Here is a 14578-nt window from a genome sequence, read left to right as displayed (position 1 = left end):
GACCGTGAGCCCGCGGCCCGGGGCCCGCTCGCGGGCGGCCGCCCCGGGCCCGGCGGGTTCAGTCCCGGGTGGCGCCGACGTCGCCGTTGACCGTGCGCAGCCGGATCACCCGGCCGTCCGCCGCGCCCGCGGTGGGCACGTCGACCGTGGGGCTGCCGTTGCCGGTGGTGGCCGAGACCCGGTAGGCGGGGGCGTCGTGGGGCAGCGCGACGCGGACCGAGCCGTTGGTCGTGGTCCCGCCGACGCCGTCCGGCGCCGTGGCGCAGGCGAGCACCACGTCCCCGTTGACCGTCTCGGCGTGCAGGTCGCCGGCGCGCAGCCCGGTCGCGCGGACCGAGCCGTTGCGGGTGGCGAGGCGGACGGCCGCGCCGTCCGTTCCGGAACGGGTCACGGTGACGTCCCCGTTGACGGTCGTCAGGTCGAGCGCGCCCCGCACCCCGGCAGCGTCGATGCCGGCGTCGCGGGCGCTGACGGTGACCGGGGTGCCGGCCGGGACGTCCACCCGGGGCATCCGGGGGCAGCGGCCGTCCCGCGCCTCGCAGCTCAGGTCCAGCACCCAGGTGTCGTCCCGGTGGGTCCAGCGGTGGCCGACCCGGCCGTCCACCTCGACCTCGTCGTCGTCGCCGGGGCGCAGGGACACCCCGTTCTCCGAGGTGATCACGAGGTGGGCGCCGGTCGGCGCGCCCCAGGCGTCCGGCCCGCCGTCGCCGCCGCCGTCCCCTCCCCCGCATCCCGTCGCCAGCAGCGGGAGCGGGAGGAGGAGTGCCGCGAGGGTCCGGCGGGGCGTCCGGGTCGGTGTCGTCGCTTCCATGCCGGGCCGTCTGCCCCGGCCCGGCGCGGCCATGGCACCGGGCGGCCGGTCAGACCTCCAGTTCCCCTTCGATGCGGCGCAGTTGGTGACGCGCCATCGCCAGGTTCGCCCGGCTCGCGTCGAGCACCAGGTAGAGGAAGAGTCCGTTGCCGCCGCGCCCCTTGAGCAGGCGGATCAGGTGGTACTGGCTGTTCAGCGTGATGAGGATGTCCTCGATCTCGTCCTGGAGGCCGAGGAGTTCCATCGTGCGCAGCTTGGCCCGTACGACGTCGGTGTTGCCGGCGGCGGCGACCTCCAGGTTGAAGTCCTTGGTGCCGCCCAGCGTGCCGAGCGCCATGCCGCTGGTGTAGTCGACGAGCGCGGCGGCCGAGGCTCCGTCGATGACGCCGAGGCACTCCTTGAGCGCGGTCTCCAGGTTGGCCATGGGGTGGGTTCCCTTCGTGTCGTGATCGTTCGGTCAGTCAGGCCGGCGGTGGCCGCCGGCCTGGGGATGCGGCTGGTGGGTGGGGCGCTGCGGGGTGCGTACCGGCAGCGTGCCGATCGGGCGGGCGGTCTCCGCCCGGGGGGTCGCGGTGTGTTCGTCGGAGGGTTCGGGCCCGTCGGGGGGCTCGGCGGCGCGGGCCCGGGCGGCGACCAGATCTCCTATCCGGGTCCCGCTGCGCCGGCCCTCCAGGTGCAGCCGGCCCACGTTGACGCGGCCGTCGGCGAGGAGGGTGAGCACGGCGGCGGGGCCGGCCGCGTAGGTGGCGACGTAGCCCTCGGTGCCGCGCAGCAGCAGTTCGCGGAAGTCGCCGCGGCCGGTGGCGTCCGCGGTCCGCCGGGCGACGCCGAGGGCGGCGGCGGTGAGCGCGGCGAGCCCTTCGGGTTCGGTCCCCGGCGCGTCCTCGGCGAGGACGAGTCCGTCGACGGTGGCCGCCAGGGAACCGGTCAACCGGGGCACTCGGTGGCGCAGTCGGTGCAGTTCGGCCAGGACGTCGCTCTCGACGGCCATGAGCAGTCTCCTTTCGGCACGCCGGCGGCGCGCGCGGATCACAGCGCCTCCAAGGCGGCTCGCAGCCGTCGCAGCAGGGCGGTGTCGGGGTCGTCCCACGCGGTCCCGCACGGGTCGGGGGTCCTCGGGTCCGGCACGGGGACGCGGGTCGCGGTGGTGACGAGCCCGTCGGCGGCCAGTCGGCGCAGTTCGACGAGGGTGTGGTAGGTGCGGCAGGCGAGGGCCTCGGCGATGTCCGGGGCGGTGCGGACCCCGTCGACCTGGGCCAGGGTCCGGCCGCGCCGGGCGGGCAGGTCGGCGGGGTCGGCGCCGGGCGCGCGGGCGAGCGGGGCGATGTCGACGGCGGGGTCGGGCCAGATGCGGTGCAGCAGGTCGCGGCGGCGCCGGGACTCGCGGACCACGGTGTCCACGGAGACGGAGCGGACCGTGCCGAGCCAGTGCGCGGCGCCCGGCCGGAAGCGGTGGGCGGGGGTGTCGTGGACGAGGGCGAAGTAGGCGGCGTCGAAGAGGGCGCCGAGGTGGCAGACCTCCAGCGCCCCGGCGGTGACCCGGCCGCTGTCCACCAGCCGGCGCCCCACCCGGTGGTGGACGCCGTCCCGGTCGACCGCCTCCCACCAGCCGTCGGCGGCGAGGGTCCCGCTCCGGGTCAGCAGGGCGCCGAGGCCGGGGGTGCAGGCGGACTCGACGTGCACGACGCTGCCCGCGGCGAGGTAGAAGACGCCCCGCTCGCCGCTCAGGGCGCCGGTGGCCCGTTCGGCGGCCAGGGCCCGTAAGGAGGCCGAGGTGGTGTCGTGCGCGGCCCAGGCCGTCGTCATCCGAGCACCAGCCGGTCGGCCAGCTCGGCGAGCCGGATGCGGGCCAGCGCGAGGTTTCCGTCGTGGCGGTCCAGCCACAGGTGGAGGAAGACGGTGCTGTCGAAGGGGGTGCTGACGAATCGCAGCAGGTGGTAGGAGTCCGCGGTCGTGACGATCAGGTCCGCCACGGGAGGTTCCCGGCCGGTCGTGGCGCCTTCGGCCGGGGCCAGCGAGCCGCTCTCGGCGGCGTGCCGGGCGAGTTCGGCGGTCTCCGCGGCCGCGGCCTCCGGGTCGCCGCCCGGTGCCTCGCCCGCCGCCCCCAGGGCGAGTCCGCTGATCCAGTCGACCAGTGACGCGCCGCGGGCGCCGGGCAGCCGCATGGCCTCCAGCAGGCTTTCGTCGATTCCGGGCACGCCGGATCCCCTCCCTGAACGGCTGCTCCGTGAACGTGACGAGCAGACTACGGAAAGTGCGCGCATCCGGTGGAGGGTTTGGCATTTTCCGGAGGAACGTGCCGTCGCTACGGCATACTTCGGGCGTCTACGGCTTTTTCCCGTCAAGGCGCCCGCCGCAGGTGCGGACAGATCCGCCCGAACCGCGAGTACCGGGCCGGCAGGCGTGTTCACGGCGGAACGGGCAACCCGTTCCCGCATGGCCCGACTTCACCTCCCCCACCGCGACAAGCACCCCTCCGCCCCCGACGACACCGGTGAACCCCGGCAGGCCGACGAGGAGTTCGGCCCGGACGCCGCCACCGAGCGCGCCGCCCCCGACTCGCTGACCGGTCTGCCCGGGCGTTCCTGGCTCGCCCTGCTCAAGCGGGTGGTGAAGGAGTTCCAGGACGACGAGCTGACCGACCGCGCCGCCGCCCTGACCTACTACGGGGTGCTGTCGCTGTTCCCGGCACTGCTGGTGCTGGTGTCCCTGCTCGGCATCGCCGGGCAGTCGGCCACCGAAGAGATCATGGCCAATGTGCAGAAGCTCGCCCCGGGTCCGGCGCGGGACATCATCACCGACGCGGTACGGCAGTTGCAGGACCAGGCCGGTCTCGGCTCGGTGCTGGCGGTGGTCGGCCTGCTCGCCGCCGTCTGGTCCGCCTCCGGCTACGTGGCCGCCTTCATCCGCTCCGCCAACGCGGTCTACGACGTCCCCGAGGGGCGGCCCATGTGGAAGGTGCTGCCGCTGCGCGTCGTCCTCACCGTGGTCCTGCTGCTGCTGGCCGTGGCCAGTGCGCTGATCGTGGTGTTCACCGGGAGTCTGGCCCAGCAGGCCGGCACCGCGCTGGGCATCGGCGACACCGCGGTGACCGTCTGGGGGATCGCCAAGTGGCCCGTGCTGGTGCTGCTGGTGACGTCGATGATCGCGCTCCTGTACTGGGCCACCCCCAACGCCCGGATGCGCGGCATCCGCTGGATCTCGCCGGGCAGCGTGGTCGCCCTGCTGATCTGGCTGATCGCCTCCGCCGGCTTCGCGTTCTACGTGGCCAACTTCAGCTCGTACAACAAGACCTACGGCGCCCTGGCCGGCGTGATCATCTTCCTCGTCTGGCTGTGGGTCACCAACCTGGCGATCCTGCTGGGCCTGGAGTTCGACGCCGAGCTGGCCCGGCAGCGCGTGATCGCCGGCGGCCACCCGGAGAACGAGGAGCCCTACGTGGAACCGCGCGACACCCGAGCCTTCGACGACGCGGACCGGCGCCGGATGGACCAGGGGGAATGACGCCGCGGCCGGGGATCTTCCCCCGGCCGCGGACCCGGTCCTCCCGCGGCGCCGGCCGGCGGCCCGACGGGAGGGGCGGCCCTACGGGAGGATCGAGTCGACGTAGCCGCCGTCGACGCGGACGGCGGCGCCGGTGGTCGCGGACGCCTGGGGCGAGCTGAGGTACACCACCAGGTTGGCGATCTCCTCCGGCTCGATCAGGCGCTGGATCAGCGACTGCGGACGGTGCTCGCGCATGAACACCCGCTGCGCCTCCTCCCAGGGCAGGTCGCGGTCGACCAACTGGTACACGAACTCCTCGACGCCGCCCGTGTGGGTGGGCCCGGCGATGACGGAGTTGACCGTCACGCCGCTGCCCGCGGCCTCCTTGGCGAAGCCCCGGGAGACGGCGAGCAGCGCCGTCTTGGACATGCCGTAGTGGATCATCTCGGCGGGGATGACGACCGCCGAGTCGCTCGCGATGTTCAGCACCCGCCCCCAGCCGCGCTCCTTCATCCGGGGCAGGTAGGCCCGGATGAGCCGGACGCCCGCCAGGACGTTGATCTCGAAGTAGCGGCGCCACTCGTCGTCGCTGATCTCCAGCGCGGCCTCGGCACCGAAGATCCCGAGGTTGTTGACGAGGATGTCGGCGTCGGGCAGCGCCCGCACGGCGTCCGCCGCGCCCTCCTCGGTGCCCAGGTCGGCCGCGACCGGCACGAACTCCCCCTCCGGCACCTCGGCCCGCAGCCGCCCGACGCTCTCCTCCAGGCGCTCCGCGTCGCGTCCGTTGACGCCCACCCGCGCGCCGGCCCGGGCCAGCCCGGTGGCGATCGCCGCGCCGATGCCCTGGGTGGAGCCCGTCACCAGCGCGGTCCGCCCGTCGAGGTCCAGTTTCATCGTGTCACTCCCTGTCGTGCCGTACGGTCGTTCGCCTTGCTCCTGCCCGCTGTGAACCAAGATCCACGTCGGTCCGCGCCCACGCACCCCGGTCGGCCCACCCCCGGGTGGCCCGCGCCGGACCGCGGCGACGATACTGGCCACGCACGTGCCCCCACCCTCAGATGGACTCATGCCGATCTCTGCCACCGAGCGCCCCGCGATCCCGCCCACGGTGTGGCTGGCCCGGGGCCGCCACGTCGGAACCGCCGCCCGGGAGGTGCTGCTGCGCACCCTGCGGCAGCACAAGGACGGCGGTGTCGTCGACGACTTCCGCGAGCTGCCGCACGACGAGCCCTCCGGGAAACGAGTCTTCGAGGCGCGCTGGCGGGTGGCCGGGGAGGTGACGGTCCGGGCCCGGCTGACCCTCGCGGGCGGTACGGCCGGGAGCCAGGAGTGGACGCTGGTCGCGGAGGCCGAGGCGCACTGGGACCTGGCCTGGCCCTCCCCCGCCGGGCGGTTCTGGCCCGAGGACCCGGACGTCACCTGGGACCGCGACGCCGCCACGGGTCTGCGGCTGCGCGGGATCAACGCGCTGCCCGAGGACGACAAGGACGTGCGCCGGCTGCTCCGGGACGCCGGGCGCGGCGGGTGGAACATCCACGTCGTCGTGCACGAGGCGATGACCCCCGACCACCGGGGCCGGGTGCCGCTGGCCACCCGGCTGCCGCCGGGCCTCAGCCATCGTGTGGTCGAACACCGGGCCTCCCCGCAGCAGGCGCGGGTGGTGAACTGGGCCCTGGAGGAGTTCGGCGTCCAGGTGCCCAGGGGCGGCGCGGTCGTGCTGCCCGGCACCCCGCCGGCGCCCGGTCCCGACCCGCGGGAGTTCACCGTCCGCTCGGTCTTCCTCGACGGTTCCGAACCGGCCGAGCTGATCGCCGCGGTGACGCGCTTCGCCGGGCTGGCACGCCCGCTGCCGGACGGCGCCGAGGAGGAGCTGACCGCGCTGCGCGAGGAGTGGCGCCTGCTCACGCTGGAGGAGGAGCTGGCCCGGGAGCGGCGGCTGGTGAAGATGTACGCCGAGGCGCTGGAGGCGATGACGAAGTCCCGGGACCTGTACCGGGAGGCCGCCGAGAGCGCCAACGAGGCGCTGGCCGCCCTGCGCGAGTCGGCGGGGGCGCCCGCGCCGCGGCACGAGCCCGCCGACGCCCGTGCCGCCTCCCCGCTGCGGGCGCTCACCCGCAGTCTGGAGCGCCTGAAGGCGTCCGGCGGGCCGCGGCCCGGCACCCGCCACGGCGACCCCGCCCCGGCCGACCGGCCCGGCGAGGACTGAGCGGCCGGGCCGGCCCCGGGCGGCCGACCCGGTGGTACGTGTCATCCGCGGCAACCTGGATACGCGGACGGCACAGCCGTACCGGCCCGTCCCGGAAGGTCGCCATGGACAGCCACGACACCGGCGCAGCAGCCGCCGCCTCCGCCCACTCGGACCTCACGCTCCGGGTCAACGGCGAACCCCGCACGCTCCACCTCGACCACCGCCGCGTCCTGCTGGACCTGCTGCGCGAGGATCTCGGGCTCACGGGTGCCAAGAAGGGCTGTGACCACGGCCAGTGCGGGGCCTGCACGGTCCTGGTGGACGGGCGGCGGGTCAACAGTTGTCTCCAGCTCGCCGTCGCCCTGGACGGCTCCGAGGTGACGACCGTCGAGGGACTCGCGGACGGGGAGGGCCCGCACCCCGTGCAGCGGGCGTTCCTGGACCGGGACGCCTTCCAGTGCGGGTACTGCACCCCGGGCCAGATCTGCTCGGCGGTCGGTGTGCTCGCCGAGGCAGCCGAGGGTCACCCCTCGCACGTCACCGACCCGGCGGCGCCCTCTGGTGAGCCGGTGGAGCTGGACCGGGAGGAGATCCGGGAGCGGCTGAGCGGCAACCTGTGCCGGTGCGGTGCCTACCCGCGGATCGTCGACGCCGTGGCGGAGGTGAGCTGACGTGGAATCCTTCGCCTACGTCCGGGCCGGCAGCGTCGAGGAGGCCACCGACGCGTTCGCCGCCCGTCCCGGCGCCCGCTATCTCGGCGGCGGCACCAACCTCGTGGACCTGATGAAGCTGGGCGTGGAGACGCCCGCCGCGCTCATCGACGTCACCCGGCTCCCGCTGGACGCGGTGGAGGAGCTGGCGGACGGCGCGCTGCGGGTCGGGGCGACGGTCCGCAACAGCGACCTCGCGGCCCATCCGGTGGTCCGCGACCGGTATCCGGCGTTGTCGCAGGCGCTGCTGGCGGGCGCCTCCGGGCAGTTGCGCAACGCCGCCACCACCGGCGGCAACCTGCTGCAGCGCACCCGCTGCCCGTACTTCCAGGATCTGTCCAAGCCGTGCAACAAACGGGTGCCCGGCACCGGCTGCGGCGCCCTGGAGGGCGTGCACCGCGACCACGCGGTGCTCGGCCACTCCGAGCGCTGCATCGCCACCCACCCCTCCGACATGGCGGTGGCGCTCGCCGCGCTCGACGCCCGGGTGGAGCTGAGCGGCCCCGAGGGCAGCCGGAGCGTGCCCGCCGCCGACTTCCACCGGCTGCCCGGGGCACGCCCGGAGCAGGACACCGAGATCCGCTCCGGTGAGCTGATCACGGGCGTGCTCCTGCCGGCCGCCACCGGCGGGCTGCCCTCCGCGTACCGCAAGGCCCGGGACCGGGCCTCGTACGCCTTCGCGCTCGCCTCGGTCGCCGCCGTGCTGCGGATCTCGGACGGGGTGGTGGACCGAGTGGGCCTCGCCTTCGGGGCGGTGGCGCACCGGCCGTGGCGGGCGCGGCGGGCCGAGGACGCGCTGCTGGGCGCGGCGCCCACGGCGGCGGCGTTCGAGCACGCCGTGGACCTGGAGCTGGCCGCCGCCGAGCCGCTGCGGGACAACGCCTACAAGGTGCCGCTGGCCCGGCGCCTCGCCCTCGACGTACTGGGACGGCTCACGCCGTCCGCCGACCGGTGAGCACCGGCGTCCCCGAGGAGGACCACATGACCCCCGCCGAAACCGTCCTGGGCGCCGAGGCCGAGCGCCGGGAGGGACGGGAGAAGGTCACCGGCACCGCCCGGTACGCCGCCGAGTACGACTCCCCCGGCCGCGCCCACGCCTGGCCCGTGCCGGCCGGTGTCGCCCGCGGCCGGGTGCGGAGCGTCGACGCGGCGGCGGCGCTGGCGCTGCCCGGCGTGCTCGCGGTCCTCACCCACGAGAACGCGCCCCGGCTCGCGGAGCCGGACGATCCGATCCTGGCCGTGCTGCAGAACCCCCGGGTGCCGCACCGGGGCTGGTTCGTGGCGCTGGTGGTGGCCGAGTCCCCGGAGGCGGCCCGGTCGGGCGCCGCCGCCGTCCGCGTGGCGTACGACGTGGAGCCGCACGACGTGACGCTCACCGCCGCCCACCCCGATGCCTATGTCCCCGAGAACGCCAACGGCGGCCACCCGGCGGTCCGCGAGCAGGGCGACCCGGACGCGGCCTTCGCCGGCGCTCAGGTCCAGGTCGACGTCGAGTACCGGGTGCCGCCGCTGCACAACCACCCGATGGAGCCGCACGCGAGCACCGCGCGCTGGGACGGCGACCGTCTCACCGTGCACACCTCCAGCCAGGGCAGCAACGCCGTACGCACCGCCCTCGCCGCCGCGTTCGAGGTGCCCGAGGAGCGGATCACCGTCCACGCCGAGCACGTCGGCGGCGGTTTCGGTTCCAAGGGCACGCCCCGCCCCGACGTGGTGCTGGCCGTCATGGCGGCCCGGCACACCGGCCGGGCGGTCACCGTGGCCTTCCCGCGCCGGATGCTGCCCGCCGTGGTCGGGCACCGCGCGCCGACGCTGCACCGGCTGCGGCTGGGCGCCGGGCGGGACGGCCGGCTCACCTCGCTCCGGCACGAGGTGGTCACCCACTCGTCCCGGATCAAGGAGTTCGTGGAGCAGGCCGCGGTGCCCGCGCGGGTCATGTACGCGGCGCCGCACAGCCGTACCGCGCACCGGGTGGTCCGCCTGGACGTGCCCTCGCCGTCGTGGATGCGCGCGCCGGGCGAGGCGCCCGGCATGTACGCGCTGGAGTCGGCGATGGACGAGCTGGCCGGGGAGGCGGGCATCGACCCGGTGGAGCTGCGGATCCGCAACGAGCCGGAGACCGAACCGGACAGCGGCCTGCCGTTCAGCAGCCGGCACCTGGTGGAATGCCTGCGCGAGGGCGCCCGCCGGTTCGGATGGGCCGAGCGCGATCCGCGGCCCCGGTCCGGCACCGACGGTCCGCTCCTGCTGGGCACCGGGGTGGCGGCGGCCACCTACCCTGTCCTGGTGAGTCCGTCCACCGCCGAGACCCGGGCGCTGCCCGACGGCGGTTTCCTGGTACGGGTCAACGCCACCGACATCGGTACGGGCGCGCGGACCGTCCTCGCGCAGGTCGCGGCCGACGCCCTGGGCGTGGCTCTGGACCGGGTCCGGATCGAGGTGGGCAGCACCGGCCTGCCGTCGGCGCCGCTGGCCGGCGGCTCGTCCGGCACCGCGTCCTGGGGCTGGGCCGTGCACGAGGCGTCGGTCCGGCTCGCGGAGCGCCTGGCCGGCCTTCCCGGACCGGTGCCCGAGGACGGCATCGTCGCGCACGCCGACACCACCGGGCGGGCGGACGCCGAGGTCCCCTACGCCCGGCACGCCTTCGGGGCGCACTTCGCGCGGGTCGCGGTCGACCCGGTCACCGGCGAGGTACGGGTGCGCAACCTGCTGGGCGTCTACGCCGCCGGGCGCGTCCTGAACGCCCGTACCGCGCGTTCGCAGTTCGTCGGCGCGATGACGATGGGCCTGGGCATGGCGCTGACCGAGGGCAGCACGATGGACCCGGCCTTCGGTGACTTCACCGAGTCCGACCTGGCCTCCTACCACGTGCCCGTGCACGCCGACGTGGCGGACATCGAGGCGCACTGGGTCCGGGAGGACGATCCGCATCTCAACCCGATGGGGAGCAAGGGGATCGGCGAGATCGGCATCGTCGGCACGGCGGCGGCGATCGGCAACGCCGTCCACCACGCCACGGGCGTCCGGTTCCGCGAACTCCCGCTCACCCCCGACCGGGTGCTCATGGCACTGCTCGCGCACGAGGCGCCCGCCGGCACGTTCGGCGGGTGAGCCGTGACCGGCGGGTGACCCGGGCCGTCGGTGCGGCCCGGGTGCCACCGGTGCGGCGGTCGGTCCGCCGCGGGTCCGCGGCGGTCAGTCCGCCGTCGGCCGGGCCTCGGCCACCGGGCGGGCGGCCCATCTGCCGGGCGGCTGCGCGGCCACCCGTACGCACAGGGCGGTCAGTGCCGCCAGGGACGCGGCCGCGGCCGCGGTGACGGCGATCCAGGCCGGTGCGAGGGTGAGGTCCATCACCCGGGCGGGGCGGGAGCCGGGGGCGGTACCGGCGTACAGCCTGCCGGCGGCCAGCGCCACCGGTCCCACGACCGCGACGGCCAGCACCGGCACGGCGGGCCGCAGCGTCAGCACCAGGGCCAGCACCAGGCAGAGAGCGGACAGGCCGAGGGCGACGCCGTAGGCGCGGGCCGAGGTGCCCTCGGCGTGCAGCGGGAAGAAGGCGATCCCGCAGCCGGCCAGCACGGCGACGGCCAGCCGGCTCGACAGGGGCGCGGACCGGGCAGCCGTATCCCGCGCGGAGGACCGTGCCGGGTCCCGGTCCGGCGCCCCGTCCTGGTACTGGTCCCGGTCCTGGTCCTGGTCCCGGTCCTGCCGGGTGTCGGCGGTACGGCCGCGGCGGGGTGCGCGCGAGCGCGCGCGGCCCCCGCGGCCCGCTCCGGCGAGCAGCGCGCCCAGAGCGCCGCCGGACCGGCCGGACCGGCGGCCGTGCCCGGTGTCCTGCGGGTCGTCGTCGAAGCCGGGGTCGTCCAGGGCCCGCTCGTACGGCCGGCCCAGGGGGTCGGGCCGTTCCTCGCCGAGCCGGCCGATCAGCCGCACCAGTTCCTCGACGGGCCGGCCGGTGGCCGCGGCCCGGACCGCCTCCTCCCCGCAGTGCGGCAGGAGGGGGGTGCGGTGCAGCAGTGCCATCAATCGGGTGACGTCCTCCACCGGACGGCTCTCGGCCGCGGCCCGGATCGCCTCGTCCGCGCTGTCGGCGTCGCGCGGCGGCCGGGTCAGCAGCCCGACCAGCCGGGTCACGTCCTCCACGGACCGGTTCATCCCCACCGCGCGCAGGGCGTCGACGGTGGCCCGGGCGTACTGGGGCGACCGCTGCAGCGTGGTGATCAGCGTGACGACCTCCTCCAGGGGGCGGTCGGCCACGGCCGCCCGGACCAGGTCGCCGACCGGGTCGCCGTACGCCGCCGTGTCCGGGTGGGGCGCGGACCGCGTGACGGGCTCCTCGCACGGGTGGCGGCCGGGCGCGCGGGCGCCCTCGCGGTCCTCGTCGAACGGCGGCTCCTCGTCGACGTACAGGTCGTCGTGGAGGTCGTCGAACGGCCCGGCGGGCGCGCGGGCGGCGGAGGCCCGGACGGCGGACGGCTGCGAGCCGGGCGCGCCGCCCCTGGTGAACGGGGAGTGGGTGCCGGTTCCGGTGGTGGTCTCCGCGGCCGGCAGGTCCGCGGCGGTGGCTATGGAGTACTCGTTCGGACGGGGTGTTGACGAGCCGGTGGTCATGGGCTGCTCCGGGTGAAGGGGTGCGGCCGCTCCTGCGTCCCCGACATGCGACCTGCGACTGTGTGGTGACCATTACTAAGCGCCCCGGCCACGGCCTGCCACTCGGATGCGCCACGCGGATGAGGCCGGGAAACGGCTGCCATACCCGGGCCCGGAGCGGGAATCCCGTAGAAGACGTGTGCGACCGCGCACGGAAGGAGGGGGCGGGGTGGATACGACCACAGTGGTGCTCGTCGTGGCGGCCGTCCTCGCGGCGGCGGTCCTCGCCCTGGCCGTGGGGGTCCTGGTGAAGCTGGTGCGGACCCGGCGGGAGCTGCGCCGGGCCGGACTTCCCACCGGGCCGCGCTGGGTGTTCTGGGGCGCCGTCCTCTATCTGGTGCTGCCGACCGACCTGGTGCCCGATCCGGTGTATCTGGACGACATCGGCGTCCTGCTGCTCGCTCTGCGTTCCCTGCGCGGCTCCCTCGGCGCGCGCGGGCACGACGTGGCACGGCACCGGGGCGGGGAGCCCGCGGGCCGCGACTACGCAGCGTAAGGAAACCATTCACCGGCTGGACTCGTATAAGTCTCTGGAAGCCGAAGGCGGCCGGCGGACCGGGCGACGGCGCAACTCGGCCGTCGCTTGATCGGCGCAGCACCGACGAGGGAGAGACGATGCAACCGTTCGCGCTCACATACGCACGCCCCGCGGCGAATTCGGAGGCCGCGACTCCGTACTTCTACGACCTCGGCCGGCAGCTGAACGTGCTTCTCGACGGCCGCGCGGCCGCCGGGGACCACGCTCTGTTGCGGGATCTGGGGACCACGACCTCCACGGCGGGCTCGAAGACCCACTTCGACGACTGAACACGGATCACGCCAGATGACCGTGTTGATCCTGACCTGTGAAGAGGACATCACCGCGGACATGGTGGTGCTGCACCTGAACGAGTCGGGCGTTCCGGTGCTGCGGCTGGATCCGGCCGATCTGACCGATTCCGTGGCGCTCTCCGGCGAGTTCGCCCACGGCGTCTTCCGGGGCCATCTCTCGGCGGGGGGCCGGCTGGTGAGCATCGGCGGGCTGCGCTCGGTCTGGGTGCGCCGGCCGGGCGCCGCGGCGGCCCGCGCGGCGGCGCCCTCCGCCTGGCTGACCGAGGAGGCCGGGCAGGCGCTCTACGGCATGCTGCGCGGCTGCGGGGCGCGGTGGATGAACCATCCGGACGCCGCCCGCCGGGCCCGGCACAAGCCCTGGCAGTTACGGCTCGCTCAGGAGTGCGCACTGCCCGTGCCCGCCACGCTGATCACGACGTTCCCGCGGGCGGCCCGGGAGTTCGCCGAGCGCCACCCGGACCTGGTGGTCAAGCCGGTCTCGGGCGCGCATCCGCAGGATCCGCCCCGGGCGGTGCCGACCAGCCGGGTCCCGCCGGAGACCGATTTCGCCGCGGTCGCCTTCGGCCCCACGCTGCTGCAGCGCCGGGTGCCCAAGCGCGCGGACGTGCGGCTGACCGTGGTGGGCGACCGGCTGCTGGCGGCCCGCAAGGCGACCGCCGCCGGGGCCGACCCCGACGAGGTGGACGTCCGTTTCGCCGCGTCGTGCGAGCCGTGGCGCCCCGCCGAGGTGGCGCCGCGGGTCGCCGAGGCGGTCCTGGAGTACATGCGGCAGGCTCGTCTGGCCTACGGGGCGTTCGACTTCGCCGAGGACGGCGACGGCACCTGGTGGTTCCTGGAGTGCAACCAGTCGGGGCAGTTCGGGTTCGTGGAGGTGGACACCGGCCAGCCCATCGCCCGCACCATCGCCGAGTGGCTGGCCCGGCCCGGCCCCGAGGAGCCGGCGCCCGTGCCGGGCGGCGAGATGACGGCCGGCTGAACGGGCCGGGGCCGGCCGCCGCCGTTCCGGGTCAGTTCGGGCGGGGGCCGGGGAGCAGGGCGGTGCGCTGCCAGCCGTTGCCCGGGGACGGGGGCCGGTGGCCGGACGAGAGCAGCGGACGCATGACGACCTCCAGTTCCCTGCTCACGCGCTCGGCCTCGCGGCGCACCACCGCGGGGACGTCGCCGTGCTCGGCGACGAGTCGGTCGTAAATGGGGGAATCCTGGAACACCCGGCAACGTGCCTTTCGAGTCGTCAGCCCCTGCGGGTCAGGCGCGAGTGGAAAGTCTAGGCGCCCGGCCCCGCGGACGTGCACATTCCCCCCAGGAGGTGCCCCGGTCAGGCGCCGGTGGTGGAACCGGGCCGGACGATCATGAGGATCGTGACCGTGGCCCACAACAGGTTGAACAGGCCGGTGACCATGGCGAGGCGGGCCGTGCCGGAGCGTTCGACGGACCCGCCGGCGGTCACCCGCTCCAGGAGTTCCTCCTGGCGGGGCAGGACGAGCAGGAACAGGATGCCGGCCGCGGCGGCGGTCAGCGCGATGGAGACGAGCAGCCAGGTGTCGCCCAGTACGCCCATCGCCTGGGCGGTGGCGAGACCGAGGAGCGGCACGGCGATGCCCAGGCCCGCGTAGACCCGGCAGATGCGGTGCAGCAGCCGGACGGTGTCCGCTTCTGGCGGCCCGCCGCCCGCGTCCGGGGTCTCGGTGCCGGTGCCGGTGCCTCGGGGCAGCGCGGCGCGGCGGACCGCGGGCGGGAACATGCTGGCCGCGACGGTGACGGGGCCGACGGCGACGATGGCGGCCAGGACGTGCAGGGAGAGCAGGATCTTCGTCATCGGTGGTGGCGCTCCGCGGGGCGTGATCGGTCGGACGGGTCGATCGATCACGCTAGGAAACCGCCGGGCGCGGGCACAGTGGCGGA

The 14578-nt window shown here is 75.3% G+C and carries 17 protein-coding genes; 8 read left to right on the top strand and 9 right to left on the bottom strand.

The annotated features are described in order from the left end of the window. Positions 1-58 precede the first annotated feature (58 nt). Genes ABEB00_RS06625 through ABEB00_RS06605 form a run of 5 tightly spaced genes read right to left on the bottom strand, consistent with a single transcriptional unit; the run spans position 59 to position 3009 of the window. A complete protein-coding gene (locus tag ABEB00_RS06625) occupies positions 59-811 on the bottom strand; it encodes a DUF4097 family beta strand repeat-containing protein (protein ID WP_345617965.1) in 753 nt (250 codons plus the stop codon). A gap of 49 nt (positions 812-860) precedes the next feature. After that, a complete protein-coding gene (locus ABEB00_RS06620) occupies positions 861-1235 on the bottom strand; it encodes a roadblock/LC7 domain-containing protein (protein ID WP_345617964.1) in 375 nt (124 codons plus the stop codon). A gap of 33 nt (positions 1236-1268) precedes the next feature. Further along, positions 1269-1802 carry a roadblock/LC7 domain-containing protein gene (locus tag ABEB00_RS06615; protein ID WP_345617963.1) on the bottom strand — a complete coding sequence of 178 codons (534 nt, stop codon included), beginning with the start codon at positions 1800-1802 and terminating at the stop codon, positions 1269-1271. Between the two features lie 38 nt (positions 1803-1840). Next, entirely contained in the window at positions 1841-2617 is a 777-nt protein-coding gene (locus ABEB00_RS06610) for a hypothetical protein (RefSeq protein WP_345617962.1), read from the bottom strand. Next, complete coding sequence (locus ABEB00_RS06605; RefSeq protein WP_345617961.1) at positions 2614-3009, bottom strand: hypothetical protein; 396 nt, start codon at positions 3007-3009, stop codon at positions 2614-2616. Before ABEB00_RS06605 ends, ABEB00_RS06610 begins: the two co-directional genes overlap by 4 nt. A gap of 238 nt (positions 3010-3247) precedes the next feature. Here ABEB00_RS06605 and ABEB00_RS06600 point away from each other — a divergent pair, with 238 nt between their 5' ends. Continuing rightward, entirely contained in the window at positions 3248-4315 is a 1068-nt protein-coding gene (locus ABEB00_RS06600) for a YihY/virulence factor BrkB family protein (RefSeq protein WP_345617960.1), read from the top strand. An 81-nt stretch (positions 4316-4396) separates the two neighbouring features. On the opposite strand, the gene ABEB00_RS06595 is transcribed toward ABEB00_RS06600, so the two are convergent. Further along, entirely contained in the window at positions 4397-5191 is a 795-nt protein-coding gene (locus tag ABEB00_RS06595) for an SDR family NAD(P)-dependent oxidoreductase (protein WP_345617959.1), read from the bottom strand. 172 nt (positions 5192-5363) lie between these two features. Between ABEB00_RS06595 and ABEB00_RS06590 the strand changes: the two genes are divergently transcribed. The 4 genes from ABEB00_RS06590 to ABEB00_RS06575 all read left to right on the top strand — a co-directional run bounded on the left by ABEB00_RS06590 (position 5364) and on the right by ABEB00_RS06575 (position 10306). After that, positions 5364-6503, top strand: a complete 1140-nt coding sequence (locus tag ABEB00_RS06590) for a hypothetical protein (RefSeq protein ID WP_345617958.1) — start codon at positions 5364-5366, stop codon at positions 6501-6503. A gap of 104 nt (positions 6504-6607) precedes the next feature. Continuing rightward, positions 6608-7156: a (2Fe-2S)-binding protein gene (locus ABEB00_RS06585; RefSeq protein WP_345617957.1), complete on the top strand. Its 549-nt coding sequence runs from the start codon at positions 6608-6610 to the stop codon at positions 7154-7156. A 1-nt stretch (position 7157) separates the two neighbouring features. Next, positions 7158-8150 carry an FAD binding domain-containing protein gene (locus tag ABEB00_RS06580; RefSeq protein WP_345617956.1) on the top strand — a complete coding sequence of 331 codons (993 nt, stop codon included), beginning with the start codon at positions 7158-7160 and terminating at the stop codon, positions 8148-8150. Positions 8151-8176: 26 nt separating this feature from the next. After that, the gene (locus tag ABEB00_RS06575; protein WP_345617955.1) at positions 8177-10306 is read left to right on the top strand and encodes a xanthine dehydrogenase family protein molybdopterin-binding subunit; all 2130 of its coding nucleotides are present in this window, start codon (positions 8177-8179) and stop codon (positions 10304-10306) included. An 84-nt stretch (positions 10307-10390) separates the two neighbouring features. Here the strand turns inward: ABEB00_RS06575 and ABEB00_RS06570 are convergent, their stop codons facing one another. Then, positions 10391-11806 carry a hypothetical protein gene (locus tag ABEB00_RS06570; RefSeq protein ID WP_345617954.1) on the bottom strand — a complete coding sequence of 472 codons (1416 nt, stop codon included), beginning with the start codon at positions 11804-11806 and terminating at the stop codon, positions 10391-10393. 208 nt (positions 11807-12014) lie between these two features. Between ABEB00_RS06570 and ABEB00_RS06565 the strand changes: the two genes are divergently transcribed. The 3 genes from ABEB00_RS06565 (at position 12015) to tgmB (ending at position 13652) form a co-directional block, all read left to right on the top strand. After that, the gene (locus ABEB00_RS06565; RefSeq protein WP_345617953.1) at positions 12015-12341 is read left to right on the top strand and encodes a YkvA family protein; all 327 of its coding nucleotides are present in this window, start codon (positions 12015-12017) and stop codon (positions 12339-12341) included. 119 nt (positions 12342-12460) lie between these two features. After that, positions 12461-12652 carry a putative ATP-grasp-modified RiPP gene (tgmA, locus tag ABEB00_RS06560; protein WP_345617952.1) on the top strand — a complete coding sequence of 64 codons (192 nt, stop codon included), beginning with the start codon at positions 12461-12463 and terminating at the stop codon, positions 12650-12652. Between the two features lie 16 nt (positions 12653-12668). Continuing rightward, positions 12669-13652 carry an ATP-grasp ribosomal peptide maturase gene (tgmB, locus tag ABEB00_RS06555; protein ID WP_345617951.1) on the top strand — a complete coding sequence of 328 codons (984 nt, stop codon included), beginning with the start codon at positions 12669-12671 and terminating at the stop codon, positions 13650-13652. 31 nt (positions 13653-13683) lie between these two features. On the opposite strand, the gene ABEB00_RS06550 is transcribed toward tgmB, so the two are convergent. Continuing rightward, positions 13684-13884: a hypothetical protein gene (locus tag ABEB00_RS06550; RefSeq protein ID WP_345617950.1), complete on the bottom strand. Its 201-nt coding sequence runs from the start codon at positions 13882-13884 to the stop codon at positions 13684-13686. Positions 13885-13991: 107 nt separating this feature from the next. Beyond that, entirely contained in the window at positions 13992-14492 is a 501-nt protein-coding gene (locus ABEB00_RS06545) for a hypothetical protein (protein WP_345617949.1), read from the bottom strand. Between the last annotated feature and the right edge of the window lie 86 nt (positions 14493-14578).

It is taken from the genome of Streptomyces ziwulingensis (genome assembly GCF_039542605.1).
In the GTDB taxonomy this organism is placed as follows: Bacteria; Actinomycetota; Actinomycetes; order Streptomycetales; family Streptomycetaceae; genus Streptomyces; species Streptomyces ziwulingensis.
This window is presented reverse-complemented; position numbering and strand designations above follow the sequence as displayed.

Coding starts and splice junctions, on each gene's coding strand:
- tgmB (WP_345617951.1), top strand. CDS start 12,669: ATGACCGTGTTGATCCTGACCTGTGAAGAGGACATCACCGCGGACATG.
- ABEB00_RS06595 (WP_345617959.1), bottom strand. CDS start 5,191: ATGAAACTGGACCTCGACGGGCGGACCGCGCTGGTGACGGGCTCCACC.
- ABEB00_RS06615 (WP_345617963.1), bottom strand. CDS start 1,802: ATGGCCGTCGAGAGCGACGTCCTGGCCGAACTGCACCGACTGCGCCAC.
- tgmA (WP_345617952.1), top strand. CDS start 12,461: ATGCAACCGTTCGCGCTCACATACGCACGCCCCGCGGCGAATTCGGAG.
- ABEB00_RS06545 (WP_345617949.1), bottom strand. CDS start 14,492: ATGACGAAGATCCTGCTCTCCCTGCACGTCCTGGCCGCCATCGTCGCC.
- ABEB00_RS06600 (WP_345617960.1), top strand. CDS start 3,248: ATGGCCCGACTTCACCTCCCCCACCGCGACAAGCACCCCTCCGCCCCC.
- ABEB00_RS06625 (WP_345617965.1), bottom strand. CDS start 811: ATGGAAGCGACGACACCGACCCGGACGCCCCGCCGGACCCTCGCGGCA.
- ABEB00_RS06585 (WP_345617957.1), top strand. CDS start 6,608: ATGGACAGCCACGACACCGGCGCAGCAGCCGCCGCCTCCGCCCACTCG.
- ABEB00_RS06610 (WP_345617962.1), bottom strand. CDS start 2,617: ATGACGACGGCCTGGGCCGCGCACGACACCACCTCGGCCTCCTTACGG.
- ABEB00_RS06590 (WP_345617958.1), top strand. CDS start 5,364: ATGCCGATCTCTGCCACCGAGCGCCCCGCGATCCCGCCCACGGTGTGG.
- ABEB00_RS06570 (WP_345617954.1), bottom strand. CDS start 11,806: ATGACCACCGGCTCGTCAACACCCCGTCCGAACGAGTACTCCATAGCC.
- ABEB00_RS06575 (WP_345617955.1), top strand. CDS start 8,177: ATGACCCCCGCCGAAACCGTCCTGGGCGCCGAGGCCGAGCGCCGGGAG.
- ABEB00_RS06620 (WP_345617964.1), bottom strand. CDS start 1,235: ATGGCCAACCTGGAGACCGCGCTCAAGGAGTGCCTCGGCGTCATCGAC.